At 61.9% G+C, this 16,600-nt stretch carries 20 protein-coding genes; 5 read left to right on the forward strand and 15 right to left on the reverse strand.

Going from position 1 to position 16,600, the window contains the following annotated elements; all coding sequences use genetic code 11:
- Positions 1–27: 27 nt before the first annotated feature.
- From rpsD to rpe, 6 genes are all read right to left on the reverse strand, one after another.
- Positions 28–645, reverse strand: a complete 618-nt coding sequence (rpsD, locus tag I554_RS0120570; protein WP_006021331.1) for a 30S ribosomal protein S4 — start codon at positions 643–645, stop codon at positions 28–30.
- 191 nt (positions 646–836) lie between these two features.
- Positions 837–1,238: a cupin domain-containing protein gene (locus I554_RS0120575; RefSeq protein WP_024574854.1), complete on the reverse strand. Its 402-nt coding sequence runs from the start codon at positions 1,236–1,238 to the stop codon at positions 837–839.
- A gap of 83 nt (positions 1,239–1,321) precedes the next feature.
- Positions 1,322–2,125: a glutamate racemase gene (murI, locus tag I554_RS0120580; protein WP_024574855.1), complete on the reverse strand. Its 804-nt coding sequence runs from the start codon at positions 2,123–2,125 to the stop codon at positions 1,322–1,324.
- A gap of 51 nt (positions 2,126–2,176) precedes the next feature.
- The gene (locus tag I554_RS0120585) at positions 2,177–2,716 is read right to left on the reverse strand and encodes an MOSC domain-containing protein (protein WP_024574856.1); all 540 of its coding nucleotides are present in this window, start codon (positions 2,714–2,716) and stop codon (positions 2,177–2,179) included.
- A 4-nt stretch (positions 2,717–2,720) separates the two neighbouring features.
- Entirely contained in the window at positions 2,721–4,028 is a 1,308-nt protein-coding gene (purB, locus tag I554_RS0120590) for an adenylosuccinate lyase (RefSeq protein WP_024574857.1), read from the reverse strand.
- 103 nt (positions 4,029–4,131) lie between these two features.
- Complete coding sequence (gene rpe / locus I554_RS0120595) at positions 4,132–4,833, reverse strand: ribulose-phosphate 3-epimerase (protein ID WP_024574858.1); 702 nt, start codon at positions 4,831–4,833, stop codon at positions 4,132–4,134.
- Positions 4,834–5,103: 270 nt separating this feature from the next.
- Between rpe and I554_RS0120600 the strand changes: the two genes are divergently transcribed.
- Positions 5,104–5,844 (forward strand): EF-hand domain-containing protein, encoded by a 741-nt coding sequence (locus I554_RS0120600; protein WP_024574859.1) that lies wholly within the window; start codon positions 5,104–5,106, stop codon positions 5,842–5,844.
- A gap of 133 nt (positions 5,845–5,977) precedes the next feature.
- Complete coding sequence (locus I554_RS0120605; protein ID WP_244432808.1) at positions 5,978–7,135, forward strand: outer membrane beta-barrel protein; 1,158 nt, start codon at positions 5,978–5,980, stop codon at positions 7,133–7,135.
- 103 nt (positions 7,136–7,238) lie between these two features.
- Here I554_RS0120605 and I554_RS0120610 read toward each other — a convergent pair whose 3' ends face one another.
- Together I554_RS0120610 and I554_RS0120615 are read right to left on the reverse strand one after the other, a co-directional pair.
- On the reverse strand, positions 7,239–7,508 hold the full coding sequence (locus tag I554_RS0120610; protein WP_024574861.1) for a hypothetical protein: 270 nt from the start codon (positions 7,506–7,508) through the stop codon (positions 7,239–7,241).
- Positions 7,509–7,689: 181 nt separating this feature from the next.
- Positions 7,690–8,694, reverse strand: coding sequence for a P1 family peptidase (locus I554_RS0120615; RefSeq protein ID WP_024574862.1), 1,005 nt, complete (start codon positions 8,692–8,694; stop codon positions 7,690–7,692).
- Between the two features lie 95 nt (positions 8,695–8,789).
- Here I554_RS0120615 and I554_RS0120620 point away from each other — a divergent pair, with 95 nt between their 5' ends.
- Positions 8,790–9,524: a cytochrome c biogenesis protein CcdA gene (locus tag I554_RS0120620; protein WP_024574863.1), complete on the forward strand. Its 735-nt coding sequence runs from the start codon at positions 8,790–8,792 to the stop codon at positions 9,522–9,524.
- Positions 9,525–9,588: 64 nt separating this feature from the next.
- Here the strand turns inward: I554_RS0120620 and I554_RS0120625 are convergent, their stop codons facing one another.
- The 6 genes from I554_RS0120625 to I554_RS0120650 form a co-directional block, all read right to left on the reverse strand.
- The gene (locus I554_RS0120625) at positions 9,589–10,704 is read right to left on the reverse strand and encodes a branched-chain amino acid ABC transporter substrate-binding protein (RefSeq protein ID WP_024574864.1); all 1,116 of its coding nucleotides are present in this window, start codon (positions 10,702–10,704) and stop codon (positions 9,589–9,591) included.
- Between the two features lie 116 nt (positions 10,705–10,820).
- Positions 10,821–11,183: a DUF6867 family protein gene (locus I554_RS0120630; protein WP_024574865.1), complete on the reverse strand. Its 363-nt coding sequence runs from the start codon at positions 11,181–11,183 to the stop codon at positions 10,821–10,823.
- Positions 11,183–11,917: an ABC transporter ATP-binding protein gene (locus I554_RS0120635; protein ID WP_024574866.1), complete on the reverse strand. Its 735-nt coding sequence runs from the start codon at positions 11,915–11,917 to the stop codon at positions 11,183–11,185. Before I554_RS0120635 ends, I554_RS0120630 begins: the two co-directional genes overlap by 1 nt.
- Positions 11,914–12,753, reverse strand: coding sequence for an ATP-binding cassette domain-containing protein (locus I554_RS0120640; RefSeq protein WP_024574867.1), 840 nt, complete (start codon positions 12,751–12,753; stop codon positions 11,914–11,916). Before I554_RS0120640 ends, I554_RS0120635 begins: the two co-directional genes overlap by 4 nt.
- Complete coding sequence (livM, locus tag I554_RS0120645) at positions 12,753–14,093, reverse strand: high-affinity branched-chain amino acid ABC transporter permease LivM (RefSeq protein ID WP_024574868.1); 1,341 nt, start codon at positions 14,091–14,093, stop codon at positions 12,753–12,755. Before livM ends, I554_RS0120640 begins: the two co-directional genes overlap by 1 nt.
- An 8-nt stretch (positions 14,094–14,101) precedes the next feature.
- The gene (locus I554_RS0120650; RefSeq protein WP_024574869.1) at positions 14,102–15,016 is read right to left on the reverse strand and encodes a branched-chain amino acid ABC transporter permease; all 915 of its coding nucleotides are present in this window, start codon (positions 15,014–15,016) and stop codon (positions 14,102–14,104) included.
- 235 nt (positions 15,017–15,251) lie between these two features.
- On the opposite strand from I554_RS0120650, the gene I554_RS27395 reads away from it, so the two are divergent.
- Together I554_RS27395 and I554_RS0120660 are read left to right on the forward strand one after the other, a co-directional pair.
- Positions 15,252–15,416 carry a hypothetical protein gene (locus I554_RS27395; protein WP_192817768.1) on the forward strand — a complete coding sequence of 55 codons (165 nt, stop codon included), beginning with the start codon at positions 15,252–15,254 and terminating at the stop codon, positions 15,414–15,416.
- Positions 15,417–15,699: 283 nt separating this feature from the next.
- The gene (locus I554_RS0120660) at positions 15,700–16,233 is read left to right on the forward strand and encodes a hypothetical protein (RefSeq protein ID WP_024574871.1); all 534 of its coding nucleotides are present in this window, start codon (positions 15,700–15,702) and stop codon (positions 16,231–16,233) included.
- Here I554_RS0120660 and I554_RS0120665 read toward each other — a convergent pair.
- Entirely contained in the window at positions 16,206–16,598 is a 393-nt protein-coding gene (locus I554_RS0120665) for a carboxymuconolactone decarboxylase family protein (protein ID WP_024574872.1), read from the reverse strand. The two genes, I554_RS0120660 and I554_RS0120665, sit on opposite strands and share 28 nt — an antisense overlap.
- Between the last annotated feature and the right edge of the window lie 2 nt (positions 16,599–16,600).

Genomic DNA, 16,600 nt, shown 5'->3' on the forward strand with positions numbered 1-16,600 from the left:
TCGCTTTCTGTAATCCGCGCTGAGAAATTAGCGCGAATAGAATTCGATGATGAGGTGCGGCTCCATCTGAACCGGGAACGGCACTTCCGAAAGACCCGGAACGCGCACGACCTTGGCGGTCTGCTTGCCGTGATCGACTTCGAGATAGTCAGGCGTGTCGCGTTCGCCGAGCTGGTTGGCTTCGAGCACAAAGGCGAGTTGCTTGGAAGATTCCTTGATCTCGACAACGTCGCCGACCTTCACCTTGTAGCTGGCGATGTTGACGCGCTTGCCGTTCACCTTGATGTGGCCGTGGTTGATGAACTGGCGAGCCGCGAACATGGTGGCCACGAACTTCGCGCGGTACACCACGGTGTCGAGGCGGCGCTCGAGCAGGCCGATCAGGTTCTCACCCGAGTCGCCCTTCAGGCGGCTGGCTTCGACGTAGATCGCGTGGAACTGACGCTCGGAAATGTTGGCGTAATAGCCCTTGAGCTTCTGCTTGGCGCGGAGCTGCGTGCCGAAGTCGGAGAGCTTGCCCTTGCGGCGCTGGCCGTGCTGGCCGGGGCCGTACTCACGCTTGTTGACGGGGCTCTTCGGGCGGCCCCAGATGTTCTGGCCCATACGGCGATCGATTTTATACTTCGCCTCACTACGCTTAGTCATCGCGTCCTCTTTCTTTGAACGTGGGTTTGAGGAAACGCGCCCTCCTGTGCAGCGGATAAATCCGGTGCTGACAGGTCCGCCTCATAAGCTTGATGGGGAGGACCACGGGTCGCGAAACGCAACGCGGGCCGAAACCGGCCCGCGAGCAACGTGTTCATAGGTAGAAAAGGCCGCGAAGTCAAACAGTTCGGCTATTTTGCCGGGGCTGGGGAGGCCAGCGGCTTGGTCTTGTCGACGACGTAAACTCCCAATACTTTCATGGGCTTATCCCCATGAACCGCGGCGTCATGCACCGCGCCTGCCGGGATCTGGTAGGAATCTCCGGCCTTCAGCGTCTTGTCCGGCTGGCCGTCGATGGACAGCACCAGTTCGCCTTCCAGAACATAGCCGGTTTCGATGCCCGGATGGGTATGGCGGCCAGCCTTGGTTCCGGGCGCCAGCTCGGCGAGGCCGGTGACGGTGTTGTAGCCCTCCGGGAACGGGGCCGTCTGTAATGGCGTGCGCTTGATCCCTGCGGGCGGCTGTTGTGCGAGGGCTGCGCCGATGCCGGCGAGCGCGAGAACCGAGACGCAAAGCACTGTCTTCCTGAGCATGTGTATCTCCCTTTCGCTGTTCTCTTTCGGAACAGATCGCGCGGGAGGCTAGCAGCCCAATGTTACCGGCGGAAGGGAGGTTCTCAGTTCACGAGGCTGGCGCCGAACAGCGGCGCAAGTGCCTTGGCCAGAACCGGCGAGGGCGCTTGTCCCGACGTGAACAAGATTCGCGCATCGTGTGTTTCGCCAGCGCCGTTGGCGGAGCCAAGCAGATCACCGACCCGCCGGGCGATGGCAGGCGCGGGGTCAATCCAGTCCACGCCCCAGGGGGCCAGCGCGACCATCTGGTCGATCAGCAAAGGATAGTGCGTGCAGGCCAGCACGACGGTGTCTGTCCGCGCTCCATCACCATTTTGGCCGTTGAGGAAACAGGGTGCGATCTCGGCGGCGATGGCTTCGTCGCTGACGCGCTCGCCGCGCAAGGCAGCTTCCGCGAGGCTCGCCAGATTTTCCGCACCGACCAGCGTCACGTCACAGCCCTGCGCGAAGTCTGCGATGAGTTTCTTGGTGTACTCGCGTTTCACGGTGCCCTTGGTGCCGAGCACCGAAACGCGCTTGGTCTGAGAGGACGCGCAAGCCGGCTTGATGGCGGGCACGGTGCCGACGAACGGGACGGTGTAGGCTTGGCGTAGGTGCGTCATCACCAGCGTTGAGGCGGTATTGCAGGCGATGACCACAAGGTCTGGAGTGTGCTCGGCAATCAGGTCTCCGACCAGCGGTACGACCCGCGCAATGATCTCGTCCTCGGTGTGCTGGCCGTAGGGGAAATAGGCGTCGTCCGCGACGTATGTGTAACGCGCGCCCGGCCGCAGCTTCACGATCTCGCGGAAAACGGTCAATCCGCCGAGGCCGGAATCGAAAACCAGGATCGTAGGGGCGTGGGACACAAAGGACATGATAGCCGATCTGCGGTTACCACTTTGTTGTAATCAGGGCGGTTAGACGGGCAGCAGCGGGTTATGCGGCCCCTCCGGCAGTTCAACCCGGATGGCGTCGCCGGGACGGACGTCGCCGTCCGCCAGAACGACACTCATGACCCCGGCCTTCCGCACGAGATTGCCGTTTGCATCCTTGTCCAGCGTTGCGGCCATCAGGCCCTTCTGAAAGCGGTCGATCTGGATGCAGGGATTGCGCAGGCCGGTGACCTCGACAATGGCGCTCTCGCCCAGGTGCAGCCGGGTGCCGGTCGGCAGGCCAAGGAGATCGATGCCGCGGGTGGTGACGTTCTCGCCCATCTCGCCGGGCCGCACGACAAAGCTTTTCGGAGCCAGTTCGTCGAACAACTCCTCGTGGATCAGGTGGACCTGACGCAGGTTCGGCTGGTGAGGGTCGCTCGCGACGCGCGAGCGGTGCCTCACCCTCTCGCCCATATGCGCGTCGCCGTCGACACCGAGGCCTTTCAGCAGCCGGATGCTGAGGGCGTTCGTCTTGCTGAAATGATGGCCTTTGCGAAGGCTGACAGCGGTGACGACGGCCATCAGTTCAGCTTGCCCCAAACACCCGTTTGAAGATCGTATCGACGTGCTTGAAGTGATACGCGAGATCAAATTGTTCTTCGATCTCCTTGTCCGACAGATATTTCTTCACGTCGGCGTCCTTCTTCAACAAGGACTGGAAGTCGCCTTCGCCGCGCCACACCGGCATCGCGTTGCGCTGGACCAGCTTGTAAGCGTCTTCGCGCGAAGCGCCCTTCTGGGTAAGCGCGATCAGCAGGCGCTGCGAGTGAACGAGGCCGCCGAGGCGGTCGAGGTTCTTCTGCATGTTGGCCGGATAGACCAGCAGCTTTTCGACCACGCCAGCGAGACGGTTGAGCGCGAAGTCCAGCGTTACGGTCGCGTCGGGGCCGATTATGCGCTCGACGGAGGAGTGCGAGATATCGCGCTCATGCCAGAGCACGACGTTCTCCAGAGCAGGTGTGACGGCGGAACGGACGATACGCGCGAGGCCGGTGAGGTTTTCCGTCAGCACCGGGTTGCGCTTGTGCGGCATCGCCGACGAGCCCTTCTGTCCTTCGGAGAAGAATTCTTCGGCTTCCAGCACTTCGGTGCGCTGCATGTGGCGGATTTCGGTGGCGAGACGCTCCACGGAGGACGCGACCACACCAAGCGTCGCGAAGAACATCGCGTGGCGGTCGCGCGGGATCACCTGCGTCGAGATCGGCTCGACAGTGAGGCCCATGGCCTTGGCGACATGCGCTTCGACCCGCGGGTCGATCTGCGCGAAGGTGCCGACTGCGCCGGAAATGGCGCAAGTCGCGATCTCCTTGCGCGCGGCAATCAGGCGTTCTTTCGCGCGGGTGAATTCCGCATAGGCGTAAGCAAGCTTGAGGCCGAAAGTCACCGGCTCGGCGTGAATGCCGTGCGAGCGGCCGATGGTCGGCGTCATCTTGTGTTCGAAAGCGCGGGTCTTCAGCGCGGCGAGCACCTTGTCGGTGTCGGCAATCAGGATGTCAGCGGCGCGTGCGAGCTGCACATTGAGACAGGTGTCGAGCACGTCCGACGAGGTCATGCCCTGATGCACGAAGCGCGCTTCGGGTCCGACGATTTCCGCCAGATGCGTCAGGAAGGCGATGACGTCGTGTTTGGTCTCGCGCTCGATCTCGTCGATGCGCTCGACATTGAAGACCGCATCCTTAGCCTTGGCCCAGATGGTTTTCGCAGCGTCTTTCGGGATCACGCCCAGTTCAGCCAGCGCGTCGGCGGCATGCGCCTCGATCTCGAACCAGATCTTGAAACGCGTCTGCGGCTCCCAAATGGAGACCATTTCGGGGCGGGAATAACGGGGAATCATCGCGAACTCGTAGGGTTGGGGATTACGCCGCGCTTTAGCAGATCGTATCCTGTGAGGCCACCCTTCACGTGCAGTTCTGTGCGGAAAATCAGGCCTTTTGGGCCTAAATCGCTTCGCCGCGCGCGGACGCCGCTGCACCCCGGATCGCTGCAATGTTCGCCCTGTAGCTGTCCATCGTGCCGCCCTTGAATACGGCCGATCCGGCAACCAGTGCGTTGGCGCCAGCGGCCGCAATTTCCGCGGCATTGGCGGCGGTGACGCCGCCGTCGACCTCGATGTCGATCGGTCGTCCGGCGCACATGGCGCGGACCTGCGAGATTTTCTCCAGCACGGCGGGGATGAACGACTGTCCGCCGAAGCCCGGATTGACCGACATCACCAGCACCAGATCGATCATGTCGATGACGTATTCGATCGCGCTCGCAGGCGTTGCCGGATTGAGTGACACGCCGGCCTTCTTACCGAGGGCGCGGACCGCCTGCAGCGAGCGATGCAGATGCGGGCCCGCCTCGGCGTGCACGGTGATGATGTCGGAGCCGGCCTTGGCGAAGGCTTCGAGATATGGATCGCACGGTGCGATCATCAGATGCGTGTCGAAGATTTTCTTCGAGTGCGGGCGCATCGCCTTGATGACGTCGGGACCGTAGGAAATGTTCGGCACGAAGTGGCCGTCCATCACGTCGAGGTGGATCCAGTCGGCGCCGGCCTGATCGACGGAGCGGACTTCCTCGCCGAGCTTCGAGAAATCAGATGCCAGGATCGATGGCGCGATGATCAGCGGACGGGGTGCGAAGGGTTGGGACATGGCGGTTTCCGGTGTTGCCCTTGGCGCAGCAGGGATCAGGTGTTTCGCCTAACACGCCACCCGTGTGTGGGCAATGTAACCCATGCGGCATGCACAGGAACCACGCGCGGCACGCGGCAAATCCTGCCCGTGGCGGCAGAAATTGCCGCGTCAGATCGTGTCCTCGGGTGCATGAAAGCCCTAGATTTGCTGGGTTTCCGCAGCGGCACGGCAATTGCTGGATAACAGGCGGACGATCAGGCCGCGTGCGCGGTCTCGGGGAGTATTGCGATGTTTTTTGCCGCAGGTGCCGTTGGAGCTGCCGCTGCCGCCGCCGGAACAGCACTGGATCTGCTGTCCTCGCTGACGCCTGCGAAATCGGGCTCGACGACGGGCGTCAAGCAAACGAATTCGCTGTTTGATGTGATCGGATCCAACAGCAGCACGCAGACCGCAACATCTGTATCCTCGACTGGTCCGGCTCCGGCGGGAGCGCTCTCGCCATCGACATTCAATGCGCTGCTGTCAGCACAGGATTCTTCCGGCAAGGCCAGTCCGTCCGGCGCGCTGAAGGACTTGTTCGCGCAGATCGACACCAACGGCGACGGCAAGATCACCAAAGCCGAATTCGAGGACAAGCTCGGTGCGGGCGGCACCAATATCGCAGCCGCTGATAACGTCTTCAGCAAGATGGATGCCGATGGCGACGGCTCGGTGAACCTCGACGAGATGGCAACGGCGCTGAAGGGCAAGGGCCGCGGTCATCCTCACGCGCATCAGACCGGTGGCGGCGCAGATGCGCTGATGCAGGCGCTCCAGAGCGCTTCGAGCACTTCGACTACGAACAGCGACGGTTCGATTACCACCACGCTGACCTACGCTGACGGGTCGAAGATCACCATCAGCCAGCCCGCGGCTTCGGGCTCGTCGAGCAGCGCGTCGTCGCAATACAATCTGGTCGAGCGGATGGTGCAGCGTCAAGCCGACTCTCTTGCCGCCGCAGCGAAACAGTCCGTCTCCGTCAAAATCTGACTGTAGCGGATACCGTCTGCATCGGTAGCACTACGCACAAAAGTGCGATTTTCATCAGTCGCTAACCACACAAGCCCGGTAATCACACCCACGCGAATTCGTTGCGAGGGTGCATGTTGTGCTGAAGAAATGGGTGAGCGCTGCCATCATCGGTGTTGTTGCGTGCAGCGCTCATGCCGAGGACGACTTCGTCGCGTCGCTGCGGTTGCGCGGCGGATACGACACCAATCCGCAATTCTCGACCGGCAGTGGAATCGGCGGCAGCGCTTTCATCGGAACGGACACTGCGCTTGCCGCCGGCACCAAGGAGAAAGACTACAGTTACGGCGTTGCCGCGGAAGCGAGCACGACGCAGTACGCAAATCCGTTGGCCGTGCCTGCATTGGCGGGAAAGGTCGTGCTGCGAGGAACGTACGGCGGTGACGATGCCAGCATCGCGGCTACCACGACTATCACCGATACCAACACCTACAATCTCCGCTCGTCGGATTTCGTGCAGTCGGTCAAGGGCGAAGCGAAGTTCGGCTCCGTGAAGGTTTTCACGACGGTCGAGGGTGCCCGTTCGAGCCTGAACCAGACCAACGCGATCTTTCAGGATTTTCTGCCCAATCCACAGGTCTATTTGCGGGGCACGCTTATCCCCGGCGTCGCCTATGTTGCCGACAGGTTCGAGGTTGGAGCGTCGGTCAACCTGTCGGTGCGGCGCTATCAAAAGGAACTGGATGATTTCGGCTATCGTCGTGATAACGAGCGCGTGCAGCCGTTTCTGTTCGCGAAGTATCAGGACAAGGACATCACGGTGTTCGGCTCGCTCTCGCAGTTGTATGCGACCTTCCACGACGTCGATTTTACCAACGTGAATACGACGCTGTTCGATGCCAGTCTGTCCTGGCGGATTGCGGCGTTTACAATCGATCTCGCTGCCTACCGCCGGGCCGGAGAGACCACATTTCCGATCTCGCCGATCACAATCGATACAGCCTATACAGCGAAGGGGAGCTGGCTGGTTGAGCCGCAACTGACCCTGACGGCGGCGATCGGCTACGCCACCACCGACTACCTGGATTCGCGCTTCAGCGCGCAGACGCTGACCTACGGCATCGGCGCGTCGCACGATCTGGGAAATGGCTATACGATCGGCCTCGATCTCACGCGCGCGCAAGGCACATTGATCTCGGGTGAGAAAGCCAGCGCGTTCGTTATTTCATCGTCGCTGACGAAGAAGTTTTCACCCTTCGCAAAGGACGGGGCGAAAGATGTGTTGAAGGACAAACCTGTCACCAAAAGTTAGGGTGGCAGCCTGATCAAGCAGGGGGGAGTGCGGACCAGGCTGCCGCGCGAATGAGACTTGGGATGTGGGGGAACTCATTCGCGGTCTTGCAGTGGTCTAGACGTCAGTGCCCGCAGCCGCAGCCGCCACCGAGCAGTCCGCCAAGAGCGCCGCCTTTGCCGAGCACGGCGCCGAGGACGCCGCCTTTGCCGGTGGTGACCGCCGCGTTGACGACGAGAGCGCCGCGGCCGTCAAGCAAGCCGAGCACGCCGCCCTTGCCGGTAAGCACGTTCGCTCCCACGTTCAGACCCTTGCCGCCGCCACCACCTCCTGCGAGGGCGGGGGCACTGATGAACGCGGTCGCGACAACGGCCAGACACAGCATTTTCTTCATGACGTTTTCTCCACTGTTACGTGCACGACGTTGTGCACGCCGCGGACCGTATTGCGGAGAATGCCGACTGCAATCGAAAGGAAAAGATAACCTTAAACGGCAGAGGTTTTCTGCAATTTGCGACAGCATGATGCGTGACTACTTACGGACAAATACGTAAGCAGCCGCACGGCAAAATCAGTCACTGCTTTCCGAACCGCATTTTCCACGACGGCAATGCGCCGGCGAAAGGCAGCGCATTCGCCTCATAGACGCCGCGCGCGATGGCGCGTGCGACGACGTTCGCAGCCACGCCGCCGAGTTCGGTCAGGCCGTATAGCGGATCGATCGTTTTCTCGCAGGTCGCTGCCGCGAACACGATGTCGCCGTCGAGCGGCGCATGGACCGGATATATCGCGCGGGCGAATCCGGTCTGCGCGATCATTGCAAGCCGCTGAGTCTGCGGCTTCGTCAGGATAGCGTCGGTGACGACAATGGCCAGTGTAGTGTTTTCGATCGCCGTCGCGGCAGGACCGCCCTTGAGCCGCATCGCGAGCATGTCCGCAGTGAACGCAGACGGCAGGCCATATCCGCCGAATTCGTTGTTCTGCTCGAAAGGCGCAGCCCAGAACCACGGTCCATCGCCGACATTGACATTGCCGACGGCATTGACGGACGCGATAGCCGCCACTCGTACGCCGTTGGCCATCACAGCGGAGGCGGAACCAAGTCCTCCTTTGAAATTGGCGGTGGTCGCGCCGAATCCTGCACCGACGCTGCCGAGCGCGAATGCGCCGTCGGTTGCGGCGGCAGCCGCCGTGTATCCCAGATCGCGATAGGGCGGGAAGCGGCCCCATTTCTTGTTGCCGCCGTTCAGCATGTCGAATTGAACGGCTCCCGGAACGATCGGGATCAGGGTGTTGCCGACCGCGAAGCCTCGTCCTTGCTCGGCCAGCCAAGCCTGCACGCCGCCGCCAGCTTCAAGCCCGAACGCTGAGCCTCCCGAGAGCGCGATGGCATCGATGCGCTCGACGGTATTGACCGGTTCGAGCAGGGCGCCATCGCGGATGCCCGGGCCGCCGCCACGAACATCGGCGGAAGCGACCGCTGCTCTGTCGAAAATCACGGCGGTCACTCCGGATGCGACCGCCGCGTCATGGGCATGGCCAACGCGGACGCCGGGGATGTCGGTGAGCAGGTTCTTCATATCGCTTCTCTTTCCCGGTCACGTTCCGATCACAACAAACGGAACGATGGAGACAGGAGCTTGCATAGCATATGGGCGACAGTGCAATAAGCGGCATGATCCAGGACGTCTCCATCCCCGCCGCGCTCGCCGCCGGCGTTATCAGCTTCCTTTCGCCGTGCGTGCTGCCGCTGGTGCCCCCGTATCTGATCTATCTGACGGGCGCGACCATCGAGCATGTCGCCAACGACGAGGAGCAGAAGGCGTCCAAGCGGGCGGTGATGCTGTCGGCACTGATCTTTGTGCTGGGATTTTCGACCGTGTTCGTGGCGCTCGGCGCCAGCGCCAGCCTCGTCGGCGGGCTGATCCGCGCGTGGTCGGCGCAACTGTCGATTGTTGCGGGCATCGCGATCATTCTGATGGGGCTGCACTTCCTCGGGCTCACACGGATCGGCTTCCTGATGCGCGAGGGGCGCCTCCCGATTCCCAAGCCTGTCGGGCTGTGGGGCGCTTACGTCATGGGCTTAGCGTTTGCGTTCGGCTGGACGCCATGCATCGGGCCGATCCTCGCGGCAATCCTGTCGGTGGCGGCGTCGGAGACAACGGTCACGAAGGGAGCAGGGCTGCTCGCGGTCTATTCCGCAGGCCTTGGCATTCCGTTCCTGATCGGGGCATTTATGGTGGAGCAGTTTTCATCAGTGCTCGCGCGGATGAAAAAACATCTCGCCACCGTCGAACGCGTGATGGGCGTGCTGATGATTCTGGTGGGAATCGGATTCCTTACCGGCGCAGTCACGGATGTGAGCATCTGGCTGCTGGAAACCTTTCCGGCGTTGCAGAACTTCGGGTAACGGCCAGCAAAGAAAATGGCCGGGCAAGCCCGGCCATCATCATGCTGTTCGTTGAAAGGGATGCTTACGATCCCTTGTTCAGTTCGGCGTAGTTGCCCTTGGCGTCCCACTTGTAGACGACATAGTCGAGCAGCTTGATATCGCCCTTGGCGTCGAACGACAGCTTGCCCAGCACGGTGTCCCACTCGCCGCCCTTGATGGCCTCGATGACCTTCTTCGGATCGGTGCTCTTGATCTTGTTGACGGCCTGCGACCAGACCTGGAACGAGGCGTAGGTGTAGAGTGTGTAGCCTTCAGGATCGATGCCCTTCGACTTGAACTTCTCAACAATGGCCTTCGCGGTCGGCTTGTTGCGCGGATCGGGGCCGAAGGTGAACAGCGTGCCTTCTGCAGCCGCGCCGGTGATCGAGGCGAACTCCTTGTCGTTCATCGCATCGCCGGCCATCAGGATGGTCTTCAGGCCCTGATCGCGCATCTGGCGCAGGATCAGGCCTGCTTCCTGATGATAGCCGCCGACATAGACCAGATCGATGTTGTCGCGCTTCAGGCGGGAGACGATGGAGTTAAAGTCCTTGTCGCCCTTGTTGTAGGATTCAAACAGCTTTTCCTTGAAGCCGGCGGCGTTCAGCGCCTTCTTGGTCTCGTCCGCAAGACCCTTTCCGTAGGTGGTCTTGTCGTTGAGGATGGCGACGTTCTTGCCGGCGAACGCCTTGACGATGTACTGCGCGGCGACAAGGCCCTGCTGGTCATCGCGGCCGCAGACGCGGAGAACGTTCCACAGCTTGCGCTCGGTAAACACCGGATTGGTCGAGGCCGGGGTGATCTGCAGCACGTTGCCTTCCGCGTAGGCTTCCGACGCCGGGATCGACGACGACGAGCAGAAGTGACCGGCGACGAACTGCACCTTCGAGCTTGCGAGCTTCTCGGCTACCGAGCGCGCCTGCTTCGGATCGCAGGCGTCGTCACCGATTTGCAGGGCGAGCTTCTTGCCGTTGACGCCGCCCGCGGCGTTCAGGTCGGCGACGGCGAGATCCGCGCCGTTCTTCATCTGGCGGCCGAAGGCTGACTCGCTGCCCGTCATCGGGCCGGCGACGGCGACAGAAATGTCTTGCGCAAACGCAGCAGTCGACATGGCAATCGACGCGCCGAGTGCGAGGCCAAGGATGTGGATCGATTTCATAGGACAGTCCTCATGAAGGTCTCGAAGGAGCGTGGCCAGACGGCCCGCCGGGCGAATAAATCCCGCGCATTGTCGGCTGATTTTACCGCCAAGTCATCGGCAATTTTGGCACCTGCTCAGGAGTTGGATGGCGCATCTTGCCGCAGCCGCCAGCCAAGGGGGCCGCTCGGTTCGTACAGCCAGTAATACTGTTTCACCATCTGCGAAGCCCGGGTGCGCTGAAATGCCAGGCAAGAGATGGTCATCAGTATTGCGGTTTCGAGCAGATAGGTCGCCGGCTGCCACAGGGTTTCGTTGAACAGCGCGAAATGCACGAATCGCACCGCCAGTCCCATCGGAATCATGGCAACGGCCGCAATCCAGATGCTTCGCCACGTCAGCGCAATCGCGCGGCCCGCGAGCAACGCGCATCCGCCGCCAAGCACCAGGGTGATGAACAGCACCTGAAAAACGGATTCGTTGGCGTAAAACTGCTGCATCAGCGTCGCCCGCCTTCAAGGTAAGCTGCCCTGATCTCCGGCCGCGCCAGCAGTTCCTCGCCGGTTCCGCTGAGCGTAATCAGGCCGTTGACCATCACGTAGCCGCGGCTCGCCAGTTTCAGTGCATGGTTGGCGTTCTGCTCGACGATCAGAACGGTCAGGCCGTCCTGCCGGTTGAGGGTGCGGACGGCGTCGAAAATCTGCCGCGCGATAAGCGGTGCGAGGCCCAGGGACGGCTCGTCCAGCATCAGGAGCCGTGGACGGCTCATCAGTGCACGGCCAATCGCCAACATCTGTTGCTCGCCGCCGGATAATGTGCCGCCGCGCTGTGCGATGCGCTCCTTGAGGCGGGGGAACAGCGTGAAAACGCGTTCGAGATCTTCATTCCGCTCCGCTTCCGTGCTCTCGACAGCGGCGTCCGCGCCCATGCGCAGGTTTTCCGCGACCGTCATACGCGGGAAGATGCGTCGTCCTTCCGGGGACTGCGCTATGCGCAACCGCGCGACATGATGGGTCGGCTCGTTGGTGATGTCCCGGCCGTCGAACTCGATCGTGCCGGCGCGCGCGCGTGGCCGCCCGAACACCGACATCATCAGCGTCGACTTGCCGGCGCCGTTGGCGCCAATCAGAGCCACGATCTCGCCGGCGTTGATGTCGAGGTCGACGCCCTTCAGGGCTTCGATGTTGCCGTAGGCGGCGACCAGTCCGCGAATGGAGAGGAGGGGCTCGCTCATGTGCCACCCTCCATCACCTCGATGGCGGTCTTTTCGTCAGCGCCGAGATACGCGGCGATGACTTTTGGATCGTCGCGGATTTCTCGCGGCGTGCCTGCGGCGATCTTGACCCCATGATCGAGCACGAAGATGCAGTCGGAGATTTCCATCACCACCGACATGTCGTGTTCGATCAGCAGGATCGATGTGCCGTGATCGTTGCGGATTGCGCGGAGCAATTCGCTCAGTTCGTCGCTCTCGCGCGCGTTCAGCCCAGCCGCTGGCTCGTCGAGGCAGAGAAGTGCAGGCTCGGAGCACATGGCGCGCGCGATCTCGAGCCGCCGCTGGTCGCCATAGGGCAGGTTGCCCGCGGCATCGTCAGCGCGTGCGGTCAAACCAATGCGGTCGAGCCAATAGCGCGCTCGTTCGATGGCTTCGTCCTCGGCGCGGCGAAAACCCGGCGCGCCGACAAGGCCGAGAAATGTGTAGCCCGACGCCAGCATCAGCGCGTTGTGCTGCGCCACCATCAGATTTTCCAGTGCGGTCATGCCCGCGAACAGCCGGATGTTCTGAAACGTGCGCGCGACCTTCGCGACCTTGGAGATGCGATAATCGAACAGCCGCTCCAGCAGGAACTCGCGGCGATCTTCGTGAACGAGACGCATCATGCCGGTGGTCGGCTTGTAGAAGCCGGTGATGCAGTTGAACACGGTGGTCTTGCCGGCGCCGTTCGGGCCGATCAGTGCGGTGATGTCGCCGCGCTTCGCGGTGAACGACAGATCGTTGACCGCGATGATGCCGCCGAAGCGCATCGACAGATGATCGACGTGGAGAATGTCGTCGCCGGTGCCCGCCATCAGCGGTGGCCTTCCTTGACCATGGTGGATGAAATTTGCGTCGGTTTTTCCAAAAACACCGACGGTGCGCGGTGGCCGATCAGGCCACGTGGGCGCCAGATCATCAGCAGCACCATGGCCGAGCCGAACACCAGCATGCGGAACTGCTCCAGTCCTCTGAACAGTTCAAAACCGCCGATCATCGCAAGTGCGGCGAGGGCGACGCCGAGCTGCGAGCCCATGCCGCCGAGAACGACGATGGCGAGCACAAGTGCGGATTCGTGGAACGTGAAGGATTCAGGACTAATGAAGCCCTGGCGGGTGGCGAAGAACGCGCCGGCAAAGCCGCCGAACATTGCACCGGTCGCGAAGGCCGTGAGTTTCGTTGTCGTGGTGTTGATGCCGAGCGAACGGCATGCCACCTCATCTTCGCGCAATGCTTCCCATGCACGACCGATCGGCAGGCGGCGCAGGCGAATGGTGACCCAGTTTGTCATCAGGGCGAGTGCGAGGATCAGATAGAACAGGAACACGACGCGGTGCGTGGTGGAGAATTCGATGCCGAGCAGGGCGGCCAGCCCGTCGTCGGTGTTGGTCAACGGAATGCCGAAGAACGACGGACGCGGAATGCCAGTAATGCCGTTGGGGCCGCCGGTGACATGCTGCCAGTTAAGCAGGATGAGGCGGATGATCTCGCCGAAGGCCAGCGTCACGATGGCGAGATAGTCCCCGCGGAGCCGCAGCACCGGGAAACCGAGCAGCACGCCCCAGAATGCGGCGAGAATGCCGGCCAGCGGCAGGCATGCCCAGAACGACAGGCCGAACGTCGTCGCCAGCAGCGCGTAGGAATAGGCGCCGACCGCATAGAACGCGACGTAGCCGAGATCCAGCAGGCCGGCGAGACCCACGACGATGTTCAGACCCCATCCGAGCATGATGTATGTCAGCACGAGGATGCCGAGGTCGAGGATGTAGCGCTGATCATAAAAGATCACCGGCACCAGCAGGGCAAAGACAAGAAGCGCCGGGGCGAGAAAACGGCGAAGGGTATCAATCGTGCCTTTGGCGGACTCTGGAATTAGAGTGATGCTTTTTGACGGGCCGATCCACTGTCGCAGCAACTCGACAATGATGCTTCCGAAAAACACTGCGGCCACGAGTGCGGCGAGGTCGCCGAACCGCGTCCAGTAGATCAGTTGTCCTTCCGGTCCGGCTTCGGTCCGGATGCCGATCATCAACGAAAACAGAACCAGCGCCACAAGGGCGCTGATGAGGGATTTCTTGAGAATGAAAGCGACGCCGTGCGGAGCAGCAGCGGCGGCTTTGGGCGCTCGGGCGGCGGGATCGGTCGGACGCGCCACGCTGCCTCTCAGACTTTTTCGACTTCCGGACGGCCGAGCAGGCCAGTCGGAAGAAAGATCAGGACGACGATCAGGATCGAGAACGCCGCGACGTCCTTGTATTCGGACGAGAAGTAGGCGGACCAGAACGTCTCGATCAGGCCAATGAGGAGGCCGCCGAGCATCGCGCCGGGCAGGGAGCCGATGCCGCCGAGCACCGCCGCAGTGAAGGCCTTGATGCCGGCGACGAAGCCCATGAAGAAATCGACCACGCCGTAATAGAGCAGGTACATCATGCCAGCGACCGCGGCGAGCGCCGCGCCGATCACGAACGTCATCGAGATGGTGCGGTCGACATCGACGCCAAGCAGCGCCGCCATGGTCTGATCCTGCTCGCAGGCGCGCATGTCGCGGCCGAGCCGTGTGCGGGCCACCAGCCACGAGAAGATCGCAAGCAGGATGACGGTGGTGACGACAACGATGATCTGGATGTTCGACAGCCGCACCACGAAACCGTCGTTCTCGAACAGCGTATAACCGCCGGTGATGACAGGGGGCACCGGCTTGACGCGCGCGCCTTGCGACACCTGCGCGTAGTTGGTCAGGACGAACGACATGCCGATCGCGGACAGCATCGGCGCGAGGCGGAATGATTGCCGCAATGGACGGTAGGCGATCCGCTCGACGGTCCAGCCATACAGCGCCGTGACGGCCATCGCCACCAGCAGCACCAGCAGCAGGATCACGGGAATCGCCGTGAGGCCGATCGAAACCAGGATGAGGAACGTAATGAGGGCGATGAATCCGCCGATCATGAAAATGTCGCCGTGGGCGAAATTGATCATGCCGACGATGCCGTACACCATCGTGTAACCGATCGCGATCAGGCCGTAGATCGAGCCTAGCACCAGTCCGTTGATGAGTTGCTGGGCGAAATAATCCATGGGCTGCCGCGTTTGAGCAAATCTCTCGACACGTCGAAGGCCCCGGCAGCCGGATCGTCGCGTCGTCTCATTTTCTAACAGCGGGAACTGGGTGCGGCAACCGTACCGGGTGCGGCGTGGGGTCGTCGTCCACGATGTTTGCGTTGCCGCGAAATGGTCACGCCGGAACTCGGGTTCCTCTGAAACCAATGCAGATGCCGACCGTTGGGGCTATGTTCAATGAAGGAGAGTCAACATGGGTAACCAGAACAATCCGAACCAGAACCCGGGCCAGCAGAGCCAGAATCCCAGCCAGAAGCCGGGTCAGCAGCAGCAAGGCGGCGGTCAGAAGCCGGGCCAGCAGCAGCAGGACCCGAGCCAGAAGCCAGGCCAGCAGGACCAGCAAAAGGGCGGACATTGAATTTTCGGGCATGATCTTCATGCCCTGATTGTTCCGTTCGGACAGTCTGAGGGAGATCCCGCCGAAAGGCGGGATTTTTCTTTGGCGCGGCGCTCCGGGCCGGTTGTCCACAGGGCCGGGGGCGCCGTTAAGGTTAAGAAAGGGTTTAAATTGCCGCTCGCCTTTGAGGGGCGTTAGCTCCGCCGATCATCATTGCGGTGTCCAACAGGGCGCCGCTTTGGCCGGGGCATGATCGAAGCGCCAGTTTCGAAGCGCTATGCCCCTCAGATCAGGGCGAGGCGGCATGCCGAAGGATTGGCGGATCAGCACGTTCAATGGCGTGCTTCTGGCGTGCTATTTCATCCCGTCATGGGTGATTTCGGCGATGAAGATCTGGGTCTCGCCGATCCGTGGCTTTTATGATCGCACCAATATCGCCGCCGCGATGTATGTCAGCGACTTTGTGACTCTCTCGGCGATGGGAACCATCCGCGTCGCGTGGCTGCTCGCGCTCTCCAAAGTCATCGTAGCCGCGTTTTTCTTCGTGTTTCTGCTGCTGGTGATCCGTGCGGCGATCCGCAACAAGGGCGGAGCCGACGAGGCGCTGGCTTTCGCGCTTGGGGTTGGCTCCTTCATCAGCATGGCAAGCCTGATCGCGGCGTCAAAAGTCGGCGAACTCGCCGCGCTGCGGCTTCATGCCAGTGAATCGCTGTTGCTGATCGGCGCCGCGATTTTGCTGATCGTCGATACCGATCAGGCAACTGTGCCTTCCAGCGAGCCGGCGGCGTCAGCGGCGGAGCCGCATCACACCTACTTCTCGAGCAGCCCTAATTCCTGAACCACGGCGGCGGCTTCCTTGACCGCATGGTTGGCGGCGGGGACGCCGCAATAGATCGCCTGCTGCAGCAAGATTTCCTTGATGTCGTCCGGTGTGAAACCGCCTTCGCTCAAGGCTGCGCGCACATGGAGGCGAAATTCGTCCCATTGTCCGAGCGCCACCATGGTCCCGATCACCAGCACGCGGCGGGTACGTTCGTCGAAATGCGGACGCGTCCAGATATCACCCCATGCGTAGCGCGTGATGAGATCGATGAAGTCGGCATTGAATGCGTTCTTGCCGGTCACCGATTTATCGACCCAGGCGTTGCCGAGCACCTTGCGCCGTTTTGCCGTGCCCTGATCGCGGCGTTGATCGTCGTCCATGG

It is taken from the genome of Afipia sp. OHSU_II-C1, from assembly GCF_000497575.1.
Taxonomy (GTDB): Bacteria; Pseudomonadota; Alphaproteobacteria; order Rhizobiales; family Xanthobacteraceae; genus Afipia.

Coding starts and splice junctions, on each gene's coding strand:
- rpsD (WP_006021331.1), bottom strand. CDS start 645: ATGACTAAGCGTAGTGAGGCGAAGTATAAAATCGATCGCCGTATGGGC.
- I554_RS0120575 (WP_024574854.1), bottom strand. CDS start 1,238: ATGCTCAGGAAGACAGTGCTTTGCGTCTCGGTTCTCGCGCTCGCCGGC.
- I554_RS0120585 (WP_024574856.1), bottom strand. CDS start 2,716: ATGGCCGTCGTCACCGCTGTCAGCCTTCGCAAAGGCCATCATTTCAGC.
- purB (WP_024574857.1), bottom strand. CDS start 4,028: ATGATTCCCCGTTATTCCCGCCCCGAAATGGTCTCCATTTGGGAGCCG.
- rpe (WP_024574858.1), bottom strand. CDS start 4,833: ATGTCCCAACCCTTCGCACCCCGTCCGCTGATCATCGCGCCATCGATC.
- I554_RS0120600 (WP_024574859.1), top strand. CDS start 5,104: ATGTTTTTTGCCGCAGGTGCCGTTGGAGCTGCCGCTGCCGCCGCCGGA.
- I554_RS0120610 (WP_024574861.1), bottom strand. CDS start 7,508: ATGAAGAAAATGCTGTGTCTGGCCGTTGTCGCGACCGCGTTCATCAGT.
- I554_RS0120615 (WP_024574862.1), bottom strand. CDS start 8,694: ATGAAGAACCTGCTCACCGACATCCCCGGCGTCCGCGTTGGCCATGCC.
- I554_RS0120620 (WP_024574863.1), top strand. CDS start 8,790: ATGATCCAGGACGTCTCCATCCCCGCCGCGCTCGCCGCCGGCGTTATC.
- I554_RS0120625 (WP_024574864.1), bottom strand. CDS start 10,704: ATGAAATCGATCCACATCCTTGGCCTCGCACTCGGCGCGTCGATTGCC.
- I554_RS0120630 (WP_024574865.1), bottom strand. CDS start 11,183: ATGCAGCAGTTTTACGCCAACGAATCCGTTTTTCAGGTGCTGTTCATC.
- I554_RS0120635 (WP_024574866.1), bottom strand. CDS start 11,917: ATGAGCGAGCCCCTCCTCTCCATTCGCGGACTGGTCGCCGCCTACGGC.
- I554_RS0120640 (WP_024574867.1), bottom strand. CDS start 12,753: ATGGCGGGCACCGGCGACGACATTCTCCACGTCGATCATCTGTCGATG.
- I554_RS0120650 (WP_024574869.1), bottom strand. CDS start 15,016: ATGGATTATTTCGCCCAGCAACTCATCAACGGACTGGTGCTAGGCTCG.
- I554_RS27395 (WP_192817768.1), top strand. CDS start 15,252: ATGGGTAACCAGAACAATCCGAACCAGAACCCGGGCCAGCAGAGCCAG.
- I554_RS0120660 (WP_024574871.1), top strand. CDS start 15,700: ATGCCGAAGGATTGGCGGATCAGCACGTTCAATGGCGTGCTTCTGGCG.
- I554_RS0120665 (WP_024574872.1), bottom strand. CDS start 16,598: ATGGACGACGATCAACGCCGCGATCAGGGCACGGCAAAACGGCGCAAG.